General features: G+C 38.2%; 17 protein-coding genes. 2 read left to right on the forward strand and 15 right to left on the reverse strand.

Going from position 1 to position 18,049, the window contains the following annotated elements:
• The 5 genes from ACIGAM_RS00650 to ACIGAM_RS00670 form a co-directional block, all read right to left on the reverse strand.
• The gene (locus ACIGAM_RS00650; RefSeq protein WP_396509550.1) at positions 1-2,280 is read right to left on the reverse strand and encodes a prolyl oligopeptidase family serine peptidase; all 2,280 of its coding nucleotides are present in this window, start codon (positions 2,278-2,280) and stop codon (positions 1-3) included.
• 15 nt (positions 2,281-2,295) lie between these two features.
• Positions 2,296-3,303: a 4-hydroxyproline epimerase gene (locus ACIGAM_RS00655; RefSeq protein WP_396509551.1), complete on the reverse strand. Its 1,008-nt coding sequence runs from the start codon at positions 3,301-3,303 to the stop codon at positions 2,296-2,298.
• Positions 3,304-3,365: 62 nt separating this feature from the next.
• Complete coding sequence (locus ACIGAM_RS00660; RefSeq protein WP_396509552.1) at positions 3,366-5,081, reverse strand: DUF885 domain-containing protein; 1,716 nt, start codon at positions 5,079-5,081, stop codon at positions 3,366-3,368.
• A gap of 89 nt (positions 5,082-5,170) precedes the next feature.
• Positions 5,171-6,748, reverse strand: a complete 1,578-nt coding sequence (locus tag ACIGAM_RS00665) for an aldehyde dehydrogenase (NADP(+)) (protein ID WP_396509553.1) — start codon at positions 6,746-6,748, stop codon at positions 5,171-5,173.
• A 263-nt stretch (positions 6,749-7,011) separates the two neighbouring features.
• Positions 7,012-7,944: a dihydrodipicolinate synthase family protein gene (locus ACIGAM_RS00670; protein ID WP_396509554.1), complete on the reverse strand. Its 933-nt coding sequence runs from the start codon at positions 7,942-7,944 to the stop codon at positions 7,012-7,014.
• Positions 7,945-8,077: 133 nt separating this feature from the next.
• Here ACIGAM_RS00670 and ACIGAM_RS00675 point away from each other — a divergent pair, with 133 nt between their 5' ends.
• Entirely contained in the window at positions 8,078-8,926 is an 849-nt protein-coding gene (locus ACIGAM_RS00675; RefSeq protein WP_396509555.1) for an AraC family transcriptional regulator, read from the forward strand.
• 211 nt (positions 8,927-9,137) lie between these two features.
• A complete protein-coding gene (locus tag ACIGAM_RS00680; protein ID WP_396509556.1) occupies positions 9,138-9,686 on the forward strand; it encodes a hypothetical protein in 549 nt (182 codons plus the stop codon).
• 4 nt (positions 9,687-9,690) lie between these two features.
• Here ACIGAM_RS00680 and ACIGAM_RS00685 read toward each other — a convergent pair whose 3' ends face one another.
• From ACIGAM_RS00685 to ruvC, 10 genes are all read right to left on the reverse strand, one after another.
• On the reverse strand, positions 9,691-10,476 hold the full coding sequence (locus ACIGAM_RS00685; RefSeq protein WP_396509557.1) for an SDR family oxidoreductase: 786 nt from the start codon (positions 10,474-10,476) through the stop codon (positions 9,691-9,693).
• Between the two features lie 40 nt (positions 10,477-10,516).
• Positions 10,517-10,834: a cupin domain-containing protein gene (locus ACIGAM_RS00690; protein ID WP_028376610.1), complete on the reverse strand. Its 318-nt coding sequence runs from the start codon at positions 10,832-10,834 to the stop codon at positions 10,517-10,519.
• 83 nt (positions 10,835-10,917) lie between these two features.
• Positions 10,918-11,922, reverse strand: a complete 1,005-nt coding sequence (locus tag ACIGAM_RS00695; RefSeq protein ID WP_396509558.1) for a metal-dependent hydrolase — start codon at positions 11,920-11,922, stop codon at positions 10,918-10,920.
• Positions 11,923-13,698 (reverse strand): DNA mismatch repair protein MutS, encoded by a 1,776-nt coding sequence (locus ACIGAM_RS00700; protein ID WP_396509559.1) that lies wholly within the window; start codon positions 13,696-13,698, stop codon positions 11,923-11,925. It abuts the gene before it with no gap.
• A 117-nt stretch (positions 13,699-13,815) separates the two neighbouring features.
• The gene (locus tag ACIGAM_RS00705; RefSeq protein ID WP_396509560.1) at positions 13,816-14,187 is read right to left on the reverse strand and encodes an MmcQ/YjbR family DNA-binding protein; all 372 of its coding nucleotides are present in this window, start codon (positions 14,185-14,187) and stop codon (positions 13,816-13,818) included.
• Positions 14,188-14,231: 44 nt separating this feature from the next.
• Positions 14,232-14,759 (reverse strand): GNAT family N-acetyltransferase, encoded by a 528-nt coding sequence (locus tag ACIGAM_RS00710; RefSeq protein WP_396509561.1) that lies wholly within the window; start codon positions 14,757-14,759, stop codon positions 14,232-14,234.
• On the reverse strand, positions 14,737-15,372 hold the full coding sequence (locus ACIGAM_RS00715; RefSeq protein WP_396509562.1) for a DUF4230 domain-containing protein: 636 nt from the start codon (positions 15,370-15,372) through the stop codon (positions 14,737-14,739). The genes ACIGAM_RS00710 and ACIGAM_RS00715 overlap by 23 nt, the downstream gene beginning before the upstream one ends.
• Positions 15,373-15,430: 58 nt before the next feature.
• Positions 15,431-16,177, reverse strand: coding sequence for a cyclase family protein (locus ACIGAM_RS00720; RefSeq protein ID WP_396509563.1), 747 nt, complete (start codon positions 16,175-16,177; stop codon positions 15,431-15,433).
• Positions 16,178-16,246: 69 nt separating this feature from the next.
• Positions 16,247-17,428 carry a radical SAM family heme chaperone HemW gene (gene hemW / locus ACIGAM_RS00725; RefSeq protein ID WP_396509564.1) on the reverse strand — a complete coding sequence of 394 codons (1,182 nt, stop codon included), beginning with the start codon at positions 17,426-17,428 and terminating at the stop codon, positions 16,247-16,249.
• 15 nt (positions 17,429-17,443) lie between these two features.
• Positions 17,444-18,013, reverse strand: a complete 570-nt coding sequence (gene ruvC / locus ACIGAM_RS00730) for a crossover junction endodeoxyribonuclease RuvC (RefSeq protein WP_396509565.1) — start codon at positions 18,011-18,013, stop codon at positions 17,444-17,446.
• Between the last annotated feature and the right edge of the window lie 36 nt (positions 18,014-18,049).

Below are 18,049 nucleotides of genomic sequence, written 5' to 3' on the forward strand. Positions count from 1 at the left end.
TTAATTGATGTTATATTCCCAAAGAGGTTCTTTATTCAATAGATTTTTAATAAAATAATTCCAGCGTTTCTTCTGAAAATAAGTATTGTATTTACCCGTATAACCGTGACGCTGACTCGGTATAATAAGCAAGTCAAAGTCTTTATCTGCTTTAATTAATGCTTCTGCCAGTTTGTAGGTTCCTGAAGGGTTAACATTGTCATCAATACCTCCGTGAACGAGTAGTAATTTGCCTTTGAGATTAGGCGCCATAGTCACATTAGAAACCTGCTCATACCGCTCATCTATAGGGTATCCCATATACATCTCAGGCCACCAGGCTTTCTCCATCCTAAAATCGTGATCCCCACTACTGGCTACAGCTACCTTATAAAAATCAGGAAAAGCAAGCAAGGCATGGGCCGCATCGTAACCACCAGCAGAATGGCCAAAAATACCCACTCGGTCAACATCTACCCAGCTGTATTGCTTACCTAAAAACTGAATTGCGTTTACGTGGTCCCTCAGGTTATCACCCATATTTTGATATGACACATCCCTAAAAGCTTTTGATCTCCCGGCAGTTCCCAAACCGTCTATAACCACAACAATAAAACCAAGATTAGCCATTGCCTGATTGCTAAAAGCGGCATCAAAAGATCTCGGAAATCGCTGTGTATGCGGTCCTGTGTAAGTCGCATCTATAACCGGATATTTTATGGCTTCATCAAAATCTACCGGTTTCCATAACGCCCCGTAAATAGGTGTTTTACCATCTTTACCGGCTAGTGTAAAAACTTCAGGGGTTTGCCAGCCTTCTTTAATTACCGATTCAACATCTGCTCTGGTGAGTGTTTTAACTATTTTACCGTCTTTCTTAGCTCGTAAAACCGTATGTGTAGGTGTGGTTACTGTAGAAATCGCATCAATAAAATATTCTGAATCTTTAAAAAACTGAATATCATGATTACCGGTTTCGGGAGTTAGAAGTGTGATCTTTCCTGCTAAAGAAACTTTATACAGGTTCTGATGGTACGGGTTTTCTTTAGCGTCAACACCCGATGCTAAATAGTAAATTTCCTTCTTTTTTGCATTTACTGAAACAATCTCATTCACAACAAAGTCACCACTGGTAAGGGTTTTCAATTTTTCAGATTGTTTATTGAGCAAATACAATTGTTTCCAGCCGCTACGTTCAGACAACACCACCAGATCATCCCAACCTTCAATCTCGCGATATTCAAAATTGTCTATACTGGTTGCTACTGTTTCTTCATAAAACGGCGTTACGGTTTGTGCATCAAGATCTATTTGCTGTAAATACTGGTTTTTATAACCTCTACTGCGATAGGAAGCAATCATTTTATGGGGTTCCCCATCCTGCCACTTTAACCAGATCCCGTTTACATGAATTTTTGCAGGTAAATCTATTGCCAACTGCTTTTTTGCAGGCACGTCAAAAAATACAGGTTTATACATCACCATCGTCGTATCTCCCGGAGACCCTCGATAATAACTCAACAGTTTAGGCTTGTATAAGCTATCTATGCTATAGTCGAGCAAATACATTTTCTCTGCATTACGCGTATCTACAACCTGCGTAACAAGATATTTTGAATCTGGTGACCACTGCACATCAAAATGATCAGGTCGTTCTGTACCTTCTCCTTCTATAATATCAAACCAGCCGATGCTGCTCGCATAGTCATAACCTTGTTTTCCATCGGTTGTTAATGCAAACTCGTTTTGAGTCGCTGCTTCTCTTAGGTATAGGTTGTGCGCTTTAACATAGGCTATCCACCTGCCATCTGGCGAAGTAGATTCTTTAATCGTTTCCCGCTTTAACGACTTCTTTTTTTGTTTTTCTTCGGAACGTAAAACGCTAGAATTTGAATTCCAGCTAAAACTCTTATTACCATATTTAAAGCGTATTCCCGATTGGGTTTTCTCAATATTTTCAAGATTTAGCGCTGTTGCCTCAACCTTAATTTTTGTGTTTTTAGCTAATGCTTCAGCCAGTTGAATATGGTCAAATAATGGTTTTTTTTGAAGATTCTTATACGCGACCGTTTGGTATGTTTTTCCGATTGTATCGTATTCTACAAACCAAATACCTGAATGATCTTCAAATTCGTGAACATCAGTCTTGAGATTGAAAACCTTTTTATTCATTAGATTTCCGTAGGTATATTCAATGGCATTCTGATATTCTGCCAAGGTCATTTGCTGTTGAGCCAAAAGACCTGAACTAAATACAATACCCATAAAAAATAATAGACTGTAAACCCGAAAATATCTCATAGCTGTCTGTTTAATTTAGATCACTTGAAACCCGAATGCATACGGATCTTCTTCATCTATAGTCATCGTATTGTGCCCGTAAATACGTGCCCAACCTTTGATACTGGGTACTATTGCCGGAAAATTACCCAGGGTGGTTACTTCTTCTACACACCCTATAAATTTTGAGCCGATAATACTTTCGTGAATAAATTCGGTTTTGGGTTCTAAAAGACCACGCGCATGTAATTGGGCTACACGTGCCGAAGTACCTGTGCCGCAGGGAGAACGATCTATTGCTTTATCACCGTAAAATACTGCATTTCTACCCGATGAACTTGGGTCTATAGGGGTTCCCGTCCATAACATATGACTCACATCTCGTATGGTATCATTTTCAGGATGAATAAAATGATTGGGGTATTTTAAATTAATACGCTGCCGCAACTCCTGACTTAACTGAACAATTTTTGAAGCTGAGTAATGCTGTATTCCGCTAAAGTTTTTCTGGGGATCAACAATCGCATAGTAATTTCCGCCGTAGGCAACATCAAATTTAAGTTCGCCTAACTCAGGGCAAATTATGGTCAAATCTTTTGCTGCCAGGTAACTTTTTACATTAGTTAGTTTTACCCAATCTACTTTGTTACCCGTCTGCTGATACTCGATTTCTACCAGTCCTGCGGGAGCTTCCATTCGTATTCTTCCAGGGATTTTAGGCACAACCAGACCTTCTTCAATGGCGATCGTTATTGTCCCTATAGTACCGTGGCCACACATAGGTAAACACCCGCTGGTTTCTATAAACAGAATTGCAAAGTCATTTACAGGATCATGGGGCGGAAACAAAACACTCCCACTCATCATATCGTGACCGCGGGGTTCAAACATTAGACCTTTACGTATCCAGTCATATTCCTTTAGAAAATGCTGCCGCTTCTCGCTCATGGTTTTGCCTTCTAAAGCAGGACCACCGGTTTTAACCACACGCACAGGATTACCACAGGTATGTGCGTCTATACATTCAAACGTGTGTATGGCCATTCTTATTTGTTATTTCTTGTTTCTTGATTGAAGGAATTCGGGTAAATTTTTTAATGTGTATTTTAACCTTTTACGGCTTTAGCGATATACGCATCTACCTGCTCTTCGAGAATAGGAAGCGTTACCGTTCCCGAGCTTAAAATCACTTCGTGAAATGCCCTAATGTCAAAGTTCTCACCAAGTTCCTTTTTAGCACGTTCCCGTAATTCGCGTATTTTGAGTTCGCCTATTTTATAACTTAACGCCTGTCCCGGCCAGCCGATGTAACGATCTGTTTCTGTGTTGATCTCGTGAATTGAAAGCGCTGTATTTTGCGACATATAATCAATAACCTCTTGTCTTGACCACCCCATTGCATGTATTCCGGTGTCAACCACAAGGCGACATGCACGCCACATCTCATAAGTAAGCTGACCAAATTTCTCATACGGTGTTCTATAAATCCCCATCTCATCTGCCAGATATTCTGCATACAAACCCCAGCCTTCCCCATAAGCAGAGAGGTATAAATTTTTTCTAAACTGCGGAATGCTATCGCTCATTTCCTGATTAAGCGCTCCTTGTAAGTGGTGGCCCGGCACCGCCTCATGAGCCGTCAAAGAAGGCAATGTATATAAGGTTCTACTATCTAATTTATACGTGTTTACTAAATAATGTCCTGCCTGAGTTCCGTTTATAGAGCTACCGCTGTAACGCCCTCCAGTATATTTTGGTGCGATCGCATCAGGTACTTTTATTACACCATAAGGCTGGCGTGGAAGCTTCTTAAAATATGCGGGCAACTCGTTATCAATGCGTTTTGCGATGTCACGCGCGTGCATTAAAAGCGCATCGCCTGTCGTTACAAAAAATTGCTTATCGGTACGCAAAAACTGAAGGAATTCTGCAAACGACCCTTTAAATTCAACTTCTTTAATGATCTCTTCCATTTGCCCTTTTATGCGCGCCACCTCTGCGAGACCAAGTTCGTGAATGGACGCTGCAGTATATTCTTTAGAAGTGGTGTAGAAGTTAATTCGATTTTGATAAAAAGCTGAACCTTCAGGCTGAGCAGAAACGCCGATAGTTTCACGACTATTGGGCAAATATTCAGTTTCAAAAAAGAATTTAATTTTCTTGAAACTCGGCACAACATCATCTGTAATAATCTGCTTTGCAGCAGTTAGCAAAGAGTCTTTTCGCTTTTGCGAAATGTTATCTGGTAATTCTAAAAATGGAGAATAAAAGTAGCTGTCTAACGGGTTTTCTACAATATGGGTCTCGTAGGATGCTTCATAACCTTTAAAAATTATTCGAGGCTGAACGATGCCCTGCGCAAGACCTTTACGCATTAATTTAAACTGACTTTCTGTAAAATACGGAATGGCTTTTAAACGCTCTAAATACCCTATTGCCTGCTCATAACCGCGAATGGGGCGTACCTGATAATTAAGATCTAGGTGAAAACCCTGATCCGCCTGCAAGGGATTGAGATGCATTTTATACGTGTATTCATCTACCTGATCTTGCAAAATAAAGCGCAGTAATTTATACGAAATCGTCTCACTCGTGTTTAAATCTGCAACAGCAACTTTATCAAGTTTAGCTAGCAAACTCGTTGCAAAATCTCCGCGCTCTTTGGGCAACTCTACGTCATATCGTCCTAAAGGAAAATCTTGCCGGTCGTAATCACGATGCTGCTCATACGTGTTGATAATGCTATCTAGTGATACCGCGTTTTGAGACATCGCAGAAGCGGAAACAAAAAGAATCCAAAATAATATACTATAGTTTTTCATAAGCTGAATTCCTTTAAATCTAGTTTCGGTTTAAATGCTGTACTCTACCTTAACGTTTTTATAATTTGTTTTTTAGTTCTACTTCCTGTTTACGAGTTGCTGTACGTTCCATTTACCTTACGGAAAATCCCTAATGGATTTTTATCCTGTAAAGCAGCAGGCAACAATTCTTGTGGCCAATCCTGATAGGAAACCGGCCGCACCCAACGGTAAATTGCATCATTACCCACAGAGGTAAATTTAGAATCTGAAGAAGCCGGAAACGGACCACCGTGATGCATTGCAGGACACACCTCAACACCCGTAGGAACTCCGTTAAATAGCATTCTTCCTACTCGAGAGCGCAGTGCATCTACCACGTCATTGTACTTAGCAACTTCTGTAGTTTCGCCAATTAATGATCCTGTTAATTGCCCTTCTAATTGATTTAAAACTTCTACTAATTGCGCCTGTGAATCGCAGGTAACCAGCATAGAAAATGGTCCAAAAACCTCATTATGTAATTCTGTGTTTTCTAGAAAAGCGTCTCCGCTAACCTTTACTAAAGTAGGCTTAGCGTCATTTGCTCCTTCTGTAGCCAGTTTTACGGCAAGTACTTCAGTTGAAGAAGCATCAAGCATCTTTTGTTTTCCGGTTTCATAAGCCGAAAGAATATTAGGATGCAACATGCAACTTGCTGCCTGCTCATCTAAATAGGAAGCCAGGTGCTTACCAAAAGTATCTAACTCGGCGCTAGCAACACCCAATATGAGTCCGGGGTTTGTACAAAACTGCCCTGCTCCCATATTAATACTTGCGGCATATTTTTGAGCCCAGAATTCTCCATTTTTCTTTAAAGCTTCCGGGAGCATTACTACAGGATTAATACTTCCCATCTCTGCATAAACCGGAATAGGCTCTTCCCTATTTGCTGCAATTTCACACAAGGCTTTACCTGCTTTTATACTTCCTGTAAAACCAACACCTTTAATTGCTGGGTGTTTTACTAATTGCTCACCTACCGCAATTCCTTTGCTATTTAGATTTGAGAATACACCTTCGGGCATTCCTGCTTTTTGCGCTGCTTTAATAATCGCTAAAGAAACCAGTTCTCCGGTAGCTGCGTGCATAGGATGACTTTTTACTATTACCGGGCAACCTGATGCCAGCGCACTTGCCGTATCACCACCGGCAGTAGAAAACGCAAACGGGAAATTACTGGCGCCAAATACCGCTACGGGACCTATAGCAATCTGCATTTTACGCAAATCTGGTTTAGGAGCAGGGCTACGATTAGGCTCTGCAAGATCTAATGTTGCCTGTACCCAATCACCTTGTTCAAGAAGCGCAGCAAAAGCATTTAATTGACCTATAGTACGACCACGTTCTCCCTGCGCTCTACCTTCAGGAAGACCAGATTCTGTAGTATAGGTATCTATAAGCTCCTGACCTAATGCCTCAATCTCTACTCCTATTTGACGTAAAAACAAAGCACGTTCAGCATCGGTTTTCTGTTTGTATATAGCAAAAGCTTCAGTTGCAAGTGTTGCAGCATCGTCAACTTCAGACGCTGTAGCTTCAGTAAACGTCCACTCATTTTCTGTATTTAGTTTTGGGTTTATGGTCGTGTAGGTTACATTGCCTTCCGCAGAAATTTTACTTCCTATATAATTCTTACCTGTTATCATTTGTTCAATTTCGTTTAACTCTATTTTTTGATTTATTAAGTTATTCTCAATAATCAATATAATCAAGTTCTTTATAATACCTGTAAAGCAGATACCTCTTGTTTATGGCAAAAGCACCGTAATTGCGGTGCTTAATTTTTCTCGTTAAATTGAGTGAAATAGATGTTCTGCAATGCCTCGGGTCTTGGTAATTACTGATAGCCGTATAACTAATTATACCACACTTCAAATCTACTTAATCACCAATTTAAATTTTACAATTGTTACACAGAAGCGCCTACACTCAAGTTTTTATATTCTGGCAATGTTGGACGACTCGCCAAACCCTCATTTATAATTTTAAGTACTTCTTCACGACGTGCTCCAGATAAAGGAAGACGTGGTGCGCGTACATGCTCAGAACCTATATTTGTATGTACTTCTGCAAGTTTAATATTTTGAACCAACTGCGCATCTATATCTAATTCTAAAAGCGGTAAAAACCATCTGTAGATTTCTAAAGCTTCTGCGATACGACCTGCTTTTTGCAACTCATAAATAGCAACCGTCTCTGCCGGAAATGCACAAACCAAACCCGCAACCCAGCCATCTGCGCCAATTAACAAACTCTCAAGAGCCAATGTGTCTACACCCGTCATAATTTTTAAACGATCACCAAAACGATTTTTAATACGCGTAACATTTGAAATATCACGGGTAGACTCTTTTACCGCTACAATATTTGCTTCTTGCAACAACTCTTCAAACATATCTAGCGTTACTTCAATCTTATAATCTACAGGATTGTTATAAACCATTATCGGCAAGCTGGTACTTTGCGCTACGGCTCTAAAATAAGCTACGGTTTCTGCATTGTTTGCTTTATAGCGCATAGGAGGTAACATCATTAGACCATTTGCACCATCCTTCTCTGCCTGTGCAGCTGCTGCAATAGCTCCTTTGGTAGTTTGCTCAGCAATGTTCATCATTACCGGCACACTGCCTGCTACAATCTCTACGGTTTTGCGCGTTAGCGTACTTTTCTCTTCATCTGTTAAGGTACTTGCTTCACCTAGCGTCCCTCCTAAAACGATACCATGTACCCCAGCATCAAGCTGTGCTTTTATATTAACCTCAAATAAATTAAGATCTAATTTATCGTCTGTTGTAAACTTTGTAGTTACTGCTGGCATTACGCCCTCCCATTTGATTTGCATAGTTTCTGGTATTTTTTACTAAGACAAATGTAACTGGCTTTGCACCATTTCATTTTGTAGGTTTTAGCAATAACTTTGCATATATTGACATAATTGCTCATTTTTAACCGAATAATATGTCAACTATTACGAATTGAAAGTTTTACCTTTTAAAATACCGAAGTCTGGCAATAACGCGCTCATCTTGCAGGAAGATCTTGAACCCCTGTTTTATGATCAGCTACATCAACACCCCGAAATACAAATGAGCTATATCGTTTCGGGTAGCGGAACCCTACTTGTAGGTGATACCATATCTCGTTTTAACTCAGGTGATGTCTTAGTTTTTGGCGGAAACTTACCTCACGTATTTAGAAGCGATGCACATGAAGATCAACTCTCGCATATGCTTACCGTATTTTTTGACCGGGAAAGTTTTGGGACTACTTTTTTTGATACTGAAGAATTAAAGGATTTTGATTATTTCTTTAGAAAAGCAGCTTCCGGTTTTAGAGTGCTAGACACAAACAAGCAATTTTTAAAAGAGTTTTTGATTTTAAAAGACAGACCTAATCTAGAGCGATTTATGAGTTTTATACGTTTGCTTTATCATCTAAATAAAGCAAAAAAAGAGCTGCTTTCTAATTTTACTAAAAACTCAAAATATACAGACACAGAAGGGCAGCGTATGAGTACTGTTTTTGATTATTGCTTAACTAACTTTAAGGAGCGAGTAACTCTCACCGAAATTGCCGAGATTGCTGCAATGAGTCCGACCGCTTTTTGCCGTTTTTTTAAAGAACGAACTAACAAAACTTTCAATCAGTTTTTGCTTGAATTGCGTATAGAACACGCCTGTCAAATGTTACGTACTAATGAAGATCAAGAGGCTATTGCAACTATAGCTTACAGCTGCGGATTTAATTCGGTTTCTAATTTTAATCGGTATTTTAAAAGGCAAAAAGGTATAAGCCCGCGTGAATATAAGAATCAAATTGCATAAGTATCTTTATAAAAGCCTAACCCATTTACATTTTACAGAATTAGATATCTTTTACATTTTAAAAAAAGCAGTTAACTAAAAGTTAGTTGCTATACTAGCAGATAAAAAGTAATATACATTATCAGAAACTAATAAATATTAGTATATATACAAGACCGATGTTTTTAATGCAACTTTTTTATTGATATTTAGTCCTTTGAAAAAGCTTTATATGAATATCAAAAACCCTCTCTGCAGTATTAAATTGTTTTTGATCTTAGGTTCATTGAGCCTTAACAGCACGCTACTGAGCGCTCAGAAAGAAGCTGAATCTAAGAACCTCAAAGCTTCATTTAATCAGCAAAAAGATAGCGTCGTTTATAACGATCTGGGGTTTTTTAAAAAATATAAAAATTCAATAAGTTTCTACAACAATAAATTAGAGATGAGTTTTAGCGCAAGTCACGTTGTGCAGGGTCTTGCAAACTCAAACACACTACCAGATATTCAGTTACAAGCTGAAGCTGAATTCGTTTACAAGTTAAAGCCCAGATTTGATATCTATGCCATAGGGAAATACCTGAGTAGTCCTATTAATAATCAAGGTACGAGTCAAACCTATATGAATCCGCTTTTTGAGCAAAGCGAATTAGGTTTAGGTATAAAAACAGAAATTAACGATATCAAATTAGACATGGGGCCTAAATTAATTTTAGATGCTCAAAATTTGAATATGGGTAATTCATTGAGATTTAGCACAAAGCTTTTAAAAAAATTCTAACTACCTACAAACTACTTAGTAAACCACCATCTATAGGAATTTGTGTTCCGGTAATGTATGCTGCTTGTTCTGAAGCAAGAAAAGAAACCAAATATCCATATTCTTCTGGTTTGCCGATGCGACGTACCGGCACTTTTGCTTCCATTTTCTTTAAGACCTCATCTTCAGAAATATTCTGCTCCTGAGCTTTTTTAGCATTTAAGGACGTGATCCGTTCGGTATCAAAATAGCCGGTGAGAATACTATTAACTGTGATTTGATCTTTACCTACTTCGGTAGCCAGGCTTTTTGCCCAGGTGACAACTGCTGCGCGAATAGAGTTTGACAAGACTAAATACGATAAGGGTTCTTTCACCGAAACCGAAGCCACATTAATTATACGTCCCCATTTATTTTTCCGCATAGCCTCCAGCGCCAATTCTGTTGTGAGCACTACCGTTTTAAATAACAAATCAAAAGCCTGCTGATAATCTGAAACTTCCTTTTCTAAAGCGGTTCCGGCAGCCGGACCTTGCGTATTATTGACAAGAATGTCGACAGTATTGCTTTTGAAAAATTCAGAAATCAATTTTTTATACGATTCAAAATCTGTAAAATCTACAACCAGAATCTGATGCTGCTGTCCCTGATCTGTTGACAGTTCTTCCCGCACTGCTTCTAGTTTTTCTTGAGATCGAGACATTAGTGTTACACTCGCTCCGCTCGCCGCCAACTGCATCGCAATGGCTTTACCAATCCCAGATGTGCTTCCGCCTACTAAAGCTTTTTTACCGTTTAATACTATTTCCATTTTTATTGATATTACAATTCTAATGTCTCAAATCTTACTTCTACCTATACTCTTCGCGCGTAGGGCTAAAAACATCCAGAAGTTTACAGGCTGTTAATGCTTTACCACTGTGTTTTAAGTGAGGAGCAATCACAACGATATCTCCGGGATGATACACTTTAGTTTCCCCGTCAAGTGTAAATTCAAATTCGCCTTCAATCACGTGCATAATTTGCTCATTCATATGACTGTGCTCTGGCACTTCTGCGCCTTGTGTTACTTCCCAAAAAGCCAAAGAAGTATTTTGTGTATGTACCAGTTTACCCTTATAACCGGGCATTATTTCTTTAGGTGTAATTTCAGATAGTTTGTAATGCATAACTATTGCGTTTATATTTTATTGATGTTAGTCTCTTCTTTATCTCTGCTCTTGAATCTATCGTAAAACCTTCTATCTCAATTCTAGTTTCCCCAGATCCTGTTCCATAGACTGCTTAAAACTTGTTTCATAGCTTCAGGATCGCGTTGTGCTTCTTCAATAGTAAGATCATCAAATTCATTAGGTATAAGTTGATAGCTGAATACAAAACTTAAATTTTCAGCATTTAAATCATATGTACCAAAGCGCAAATCATTAAAATACAAGTCGCCCTCTTTGTCTTCAATAGCATACCAACCTTCGGCAATAGTACTGAGTCTCTTAACCGTTTCTGAATTTTTCAAATCTCCTAACAGCTCCCGGTTCTTAGCAATGCGTTTAAAAGTTATGGGTTTAGAGTCAAAAAATGAATAATCGGCTAAAAGATAATACGCACCTACGTCAATATTTGCGTACCACAAAATGGTATTAAATGCTGCCGGTCGTGTATCGAGTTCTGTATATTCTAAATTCTTATCTGCTAATGCCTGCTCAAATTTCTTAAAGCTTACCCATTTTAAAATTAGAGTAAGTATCATATAGGCCGAGCTCACTAAGAGTCCCAGGCGATTAAATTTTCTGCGCTTCGCGGAAGTTTTTGGCAAACGCATCGCTAGAATTAAAAAGATTAAAAAGGGTACCGTGTACAGCGGATCGATAACAAAAATATTCTGATACGCCAGTCGTAAATCAAAAGGCCAGAAGAGTTGCGTTCCCCAGGTGGTATGCGCGTCGAGTAACGGATGTGTTACCAGGCCCCAGAAAAAGAGCCAGGACCAGTCTTTCCAACTTGCTTCAGCTTTTTTATGGATTTTGGAAACCAGCCACCCCAGCACTGGAGCCATCGCTATACTAAAAACAATAGAATGACTGATACCGCGATGAATTTCTATAGCCGTTAACGGATCTAAAAATTTACCTACAAGAGTATCTAAATCGGGAATTGTGCCGGCAATAGCGCCGTAAAGCATTGCTTTATTGCCTACTTTCTTACCTAAGACAGCTTCACCCACTGCAGCTCCCAGAACAATTTGAGTCAATGAATCCATCTAACTGTCTATTATATTCATTTTCCGAAGTAGAAAAGAAGCGTTCATATTTTGACAAATCCCTTTTTTAAACGTGTAGTCAAAATAAAGTTCGTCGTCTTTAATCTGCGCATCAAAGTAATAGTTTTTTACTTGCTCAAGATCATTTGCAGCTTCGCAAAGACTTAAATCGTGAGTAGCAATAATTCCTGTGCTGTGTGACGCCACAAGTTTTTCAATAAATTTTCTAGAACCTATCGCTTTATCGGTGCTGTTTGTTCCTTTTAGAATTTCGTCCAGGATGATGAAGTAGGTATCTGTCTTAATCGCATTTACAATAAATTGAAGACGCTTTAATTCTGAAAAGAAATACGACTCATCGTCTGTAAGTGAGTCGCTGGTACGCATACTGGTAATTAACTTTATAGGCGTGTATACCGCTTCTTTTGCACATATAGGCAAGCCTACATTACTCATTACAATGCTTAGGGATACGGTGCGCAAAAAGGTACTTTTACCCGCCATATTAGCTCCTGTAATTATAAAAAATTGCTCGTTATTAATATGAAAATCGTTTGTAACCGCTTTTCTGGGATCTAAGAGCGGATGTGCTAAATGAGTTGCATTTAAGGTATGTGTCGCGTCTGTTATTTTAGCAAATGTATATTGCGGGTGGTTGTAACTAAAGTTTGCCAGACTATTTTGAGAATCAAAAAAAGCAATCACATCAAACCACTCGTTTACTTCACCGGCATTAGCTGCAATCCATTTTTCTATTTTATAAACCTGTCTTAAGTCTGATAGAAAAAAAGCATTAACAAATGTTCCCACCAGTAGATTAGAACGCTGATCTAAAGTACCCAGCATTTTTGAAAATTGCTTAATTACCGCTGAAGCACTTGTTTGTTGAGACTTAATTTTTGCCCCCTCTTGTTTTAATAAGGTCGAATCAAACTCCTGCTCTTCCAGTAAAAGCATCAATTTATAATACTGTTCAAACGTAGACTGAGCTTTACCAGATTTATCCCAAAGACCGTTCACCTTTTTCACATAAATACCGGTAATCCCAAGACCTGCAAAAAACCACCATATCAAAATACTTTCAGGGATCAAGTCTAAATACATTAACACAAAGAGGAGTACCGAAACTGCAGCAAATGCATTTGGCAACCAGCTCATAATCTTAGGCGCAAAAGCCTCGTAGCTTTTTAGCCAGTTAATTATAGAATCTGCAGATGTTGTAGTTTTAACTAATGCAGCCGTAGCCTGATAATTTTGTCGCCACTTAATATGTGCTGCGAGTTCTTGTATAGCTTTCTGTTTTTGCGGAATATTCTCAATAGAATTTGCTGTAAAAAGTTCTACAAGTTTCTGCTCTCCGCTTTTGAGACTACTTCTGTTTATATACTGAAAAAAAGATCCTCTCCCAAAGAGATCTATATCAAGACTAAAAGGATGTAACGGATTCTTATAGTGTTCCCCGTCTGGCAAATCGTGAAAATCACGATTTAAAACCTGCAGTTCGGTTTCATTAAGTTGAATGAGTTGCTGTAGAAAATCGCGTTTATATTGAAGATTTGAATGTCTAGAAACTAAAATTAAAAATAGAATAACCACGACCACTATCACGGCTATTACAATTTGCATATTTGACCAAAAAAAATAAACAGCACACACACCGGCTAAAAACAGAACAAGTCGAATCATACTGCTTTTCAACAAGTTTGATTTAACTGTACCGAGTTGGGCGGTGTAACTTTCTAAAAGAGCGGTATAAGAATCACTGGGGTTTTGCATAAAAGAATAATAGCTACCTTAAATTTTACAGGCAGAAGATAGTTCGAGTAATTTATGAGTAACTTTAAAGACTATAAAAAATCAAAAAAGTGTCTGTGTAAAGCTAATTATTAAGAATCATTCACGAGTTTTTAATTCGTCTTTTAGCTTTTTACTAAGACCTTTTACTATTAGATCATAGCTGCTGTCTATAAATTGTGTAAGATGTTTTGGGGTGAGTTCCCCATTTAGTACCACGGTATTCCAGTGGGTTTTGTTCATATGAAAACCCGGAAGAATGCTTTGAGGATAATCTGCCCGCAGTTGCACTGCTTCTTCAGGATTACATTTCAAATTTATACGCGGCTCGCCTTGCTCCCAACTACTAAGACTACTTAAAGCAAACATCTTACCCATCACTTTAAAAACCAATGTATTCTGGTCAAACGGAAACTCTTCTGTAGTACCCGGCTTTTTAATACAGTATTCACGATAGTTTTCGATATTCATAGTATCTAACTTCTCTTGAGGAGAAAGGAACTTTGTAATTAATATTAAAACGGATAATACATAATATAATCTTCCATCAGGTAGCCGTTCCCGATATCAAAATCTCCAGAATAAGCATTTTTAAATCCGTAATGCTCGTAGAATTTAACGGCCTTATTATCTCTATTTACATTTAACAAGACACCGGTATCGCCTGCCTTTTTAGCTTCCGCGAAAGCGAAATCCATTAAATAGCGACCTGCTCCCGTTCCCTGTGTTCTAGGTAACACATAGATTTTATCAACCTTGGTTAGACCTCCTTCAGAATTTAATTTCTTATCCTTATAATGCAGACTGAATGCCAGATAACCCACAGGTAACTCCTCTTTATACATCAGAAAAAAACGACTCCCTTCTTGTTCCTGTTTTTTTAGTGATGTGATGCTGTACATCATATTCATCATATACGCAATCTGTTCTGATGAAAGAATGTCTTTATAGGTAGTGGGCCAAACTTCGTCTACCAACCCTTTTAAAACCGGCCAATCTGCCTCAGAAACCGGCTTGATGCTAAATTGTTTTTGCCCCTGCATGTTCTGTGATTTTTCGAGTTTCTACTGCTGCTGTTTCTAAAGCTTTATAATCGAGTTTCCAGCCTATGGTTTGTACCAAGTTTTCCATTAAAGCTACGGTACTTAAGGCTTGTTTTGAAGCTTCGGCAAATAAACCGCTTTGCGGCACTTTATCTACAATATGCTGTTTTGCTTCTCTATTAATTTCGGTTAGATCTGTAGAAGTAAATGGGTTTGCCCAGCCTTCTTTTTTGTCGTAGTATTTAAAATCAGTTTCAATACTTAATAATTCTGGTTGCGGGAAGTCTGTTAGAATAATCGTTCTATTATTAACATCTGGGTGCATTTTAATTTTTGTCAAATCAAAACCTATATACGCCTTAGCGTCTATAAGAACCAATGCTTTTTTGCTTCCAAGGAATAGATTTATCCATTTATCCTTTACATTCTGGTAATGATAAATCTCAGAGAAATCACCTTCTACAGTTATAAACTTACAGACGTTGCGTATTTTTTCCATCAAAACTACAGACTGCTGCTGTGCGTTTTGCTGACGCTTGGTTTTATTAAATCGCATAAAAACGAAATAGGCGATTACACTACCCAGGGCTAAACCAATAAATAAATATTCCATAAAGACAAATATAAAGTTACTTGCCAATTGTGCCCAATAGAAACAAGCATTTACTCAATTAGCTTAAAGCATACAAAACCGGCTTACTAGGTGTTGCGTCATTCTCAAATGAGGCTATTTGAAGATTAAGCAGGTACCTGCCGTCTGTAACGGTATGAGGTACAAAGATCATTTCTGTTATTGTAGCATCCATACGTATTTTGCCATCTAAATCCCAAAAGGCTTTGTGGGATGCCAAAACACCCTCATCTTTCTCGCGATCTACACTAGGTAAATCAAGAAGTAAATGTTTTATACCGCATTCTCTAAAAAACCCAACGGCCTCATCTAAGAGGTACGGCCAGTTTGTGTTTGACCATTTTCTGCTTTTTTTGCTAGACGTATTAGGCAGGGTGCGTATCACTAAAGCTTCTGGTCTATTGGTTCCCAAAGCTTTTTGCACCTGCTTTTTTGTAAACACATAATCTTCATTAAAAGCTTCAGGAACCAGCGTAATAACCTCAGCAACAAACATAAATCTTTGAAGGCTTTGATTTATACTATGTACCTTTTCGGTGATATGACCTACACACTCTGTGTGTGTGCCGTGCGCATGAGGATTAAATGAAATAGTATTAAAGTTAACCACCGCTCCCTGTGCAACCGCAGCAACCCATTTCCCTTCTTTTACGGGTTCTATTTTAGGTGCGTTTAAATACCACGCAACAGGGTTTGCTTCGCCATTAACTAACGGAATACTAAGATCTATAGGTTTAGAAAAATCTACAGTATATTCTTTTTTATCTATTTCTATTTTAGCTAACATACTTTTTGTTCTGACAGATTACTAACGTTATAGGTCCTAATTTTAGCAAAATGTTACACTATTATCCTATTAAAGATTGATTAAAAACAAATCACTTGCCAGCCCGTCACTTAAAAACTTTCCTTTTTTAGTGACTACAATTTGCTCTTCATCTCTAAATAAAAGATGCGCTTCAATGTGCTTTTGTGCTTGCTGAAGGGCATATTCTTTAAATTTTAAACCGAAAGACTCTTCGATTTTTTGAAGTGAAATTCCCCAGATTGTACGCAAACCAGTCATCACATATTCGTTATATTTATCTGTTATCGAGAGTATTTCCCGTTCTATGGCTAAATTACCGGCCTTGATTTCTTTAATGTACTTTGGGTTATTATTAATATTCCAACTGCGCACCTCACCATTGTAACTATGTGCCGAAGGGCCAACTCCCAGATAGGATTTCCCGGTCCAATATGCGGTGTTGTTTTGAGAAAAATATCCCGGTTTGCCAAAATTTGAAAACTCGTAATTCTCAAAACCGGCCTGATTCATACATTCTACTAAAATCTCAAAATGCGCCTGAGCAACCGCATCATCTGCCGGTTTGACAATTCCCTTTTCTATAAATTTCTGAAGCGCTGTATGTGGCTCTACCGTAAGTGCATAACTCGATATATGGGGAATTTCTAATGCGATTGCTTTATTTAAATTTTCTTGCCAGCGGGCATTACTCATATCTGGCATCCCGTAAATAAGATCTATAGAAATATTGTCAAAGTATTGTTTTGCCAGTTTAAGTGATTGTACAGCTTCAACCGCATTATGTGCACGATTCATTAATTTTAAATCTTCTTCAAAAAAAGATTGAACGCCAATGCTTAGTCGGTTTATTTGTGATTGTGAAAGTATTTTTAGCTTGTCTTCGGTTAAATCATCTGGATTAGCTTCCAAGGTAATTTCGGCGTTTTCTGCTACATTAAAATGCAAATGAATTGTATTAAAAATCTGATCGAGCTCTTTAGCATCTAATAAACTAGGTGTTCCCCCGCCAAAATAAATGGTTTTTAGAACACCTGGTATCTCCTCTTTTCTCAAAATAATCTCATCGCATAGTGCATCAATAAGCTCTTGCTTTTTACTCAACGAAGTAGAAAAATGAAAATCACAATAGTGGCAGGCTTGCTTACAAAATGGGATATGAATGTATAATCCCAGTTCTTCTACCGCTATAAGTTTCGTTTTATTTATATCTGAAGAATTTTTGGTTTTCATAGCGATTATTTAAACTCACTTTAGAGGTTTGCGAGCTACTACCCGTTTCTCATTCTGTTTTACAAAAGCATCCCAACCGGTGTAACTCTTGCCAGTTTCGACACGACCCGAATTAAAATGATGACAAACCGCCGCAGCAAGACCATCTGTACTGTCTAAATTTTTAGGAAGAGTTTTAAGCCCCAGCAGGCTTTGAAGCATTTTAGCAACCTGCTCTTTACTGGCATTACCATTACCGGTAATTGCCATTTTTATTTTTTTAGGAAGGTATTCTGTTACCGGTATTTGACGCGATAAGCCCGCAGCCATTGCCACTCCCTGAGCACGCCCCAGCTTAAGCATAGATTGCACATTTTTTCCAAAAAACGGAGCTTCCAGTGCCATCTCATCGGGGTGGTAGGTGTCTATTAACTCTATGGTACGTTCAAAAATAAGCTTCAGTTTTACATAAGGATCATCATACTTTTTAAGCATCAACTCATTGAGCTGCATAAACTCCATTTTTTTATTTACAACGCGTATGAGACCAAATCCCATAATGGTAGTTCCCGGGTCAATTCCTAAAATGATTTTTTCTGATTTCAAACTTAATTTTTTACATCTTTGAAGCTTTCACAAAGC

Source organism: Leeuwenhoekiella sp. NPDC079379 (assembly GCF_044542075.1).
GTDB lineage: Bacteria > Bacteroidota > Bacteroidia > Flavobacteriales > Flavobacteriaceae > Leeuwenhoekiella.

Coding starts and splice junctions, on each gene's coding strand:
- ACIGAM_RS00655 (WP_396509551.1), bottom strand. CDS start 3,303: ATGGCCATACACACGTTTGAATGTATAGACGCACATACCTGTGGTAAT.
- hemW (WP_396509564.1), bottom strand. CDS start 17,428: ATGAAAACCAAAAATTCTTCAGATATAAATAAAACGAAACTTATAGCG.
- ACIGAM_RS00685 (WP_396509557.1), bottom strand. CDS start 10,476: ATGGAAATAGTATTAAACGGTAAAAAAGCTTTAGTAGGCGGAAGCACA.
- ACIGAM_RS00670 (WP_396509554.1), bottom strand. CDS start 7,944: ATGCAAATCAAATGGGAGGGCGTAATGCCAGCAGTAACTACAAAGTTT.
- ACIGAM_RS00690 (WP_028376610.1), bottom strand. CDS start 10,834: ATGCATTACAAACTATCTGAAATTACACCTAAAGAAATAATGCCCGGT.
- ACIGAM_RS00695 (WP_396509558.1), bottom strand. CDS start 11,922: ATGGATTCATTGACTCAAATTGTTCTGGGAGCTGCAGTGGGTGAAGCT.
- ACIGAM_RS00720 (WP_396509563.1), bottom strand. CDS start 16,177: ATGTTAGCTAAAATAGAAATAGATAAAAAAGAATATACTGTAGATTTT.
- ACIGAM_RS00665 (WP_396509553.1), bottom strand. CDS start 6,748: ATGATAACAGGTAAGAATTATATAGGAAGTAAAATTTCTGCGGAAGGC.
- ACIGAM_RS00650 (WP_396509550.1), bottom strand. CDS start 2,280: ATGAGATATTTTCGGGTTTACAGTCTATTATTTTTTATGGGTATTGTA.
- ACIGAM_RS00660 (WP_396509552.1), bottom strand. CDS start 5,081: ATGAAAAACTATAGTATATTATTTTGGATTCTTTTTGTTTCCGCTTCT.
- ACIGAM_RS00680 (WP_396509556.1), top strand. CDS start 9,138: ATGAATATCAAAAACCCTCTCTGCAGTATTAAATTGTTTTTGATCTTA.
- ACIGAM_RS00715 (WP_396509562.1), bottom strand. CDS start 15,372: ATGGAATATTTATTTATTGGTTTAGCCCTGGGTAGTGTAATCGCCTAT.
- ACIGAM_RS00705 (WP_396509560.1), bottom strand. CDS start 14,187: ATGAATATCGAAAACTATCGTGAATACTGTATTAAAAAGCCGGGTACT.
- ACIGAM_RS00700 (WP_396509559.1), bottom strand. CDS start 13,698: ATGCAAAACCCCAGTGATTCTTATACCGCTCTTTTAGAAAGTTACACC.
- ACIGAM_RS00710 (WP_396509561.1), bottom strand. CDS start 14,759: ATGCAGGGGCAAAAACAATTTAGCATCAAGCCGGTTTCTGAGGCAGAT.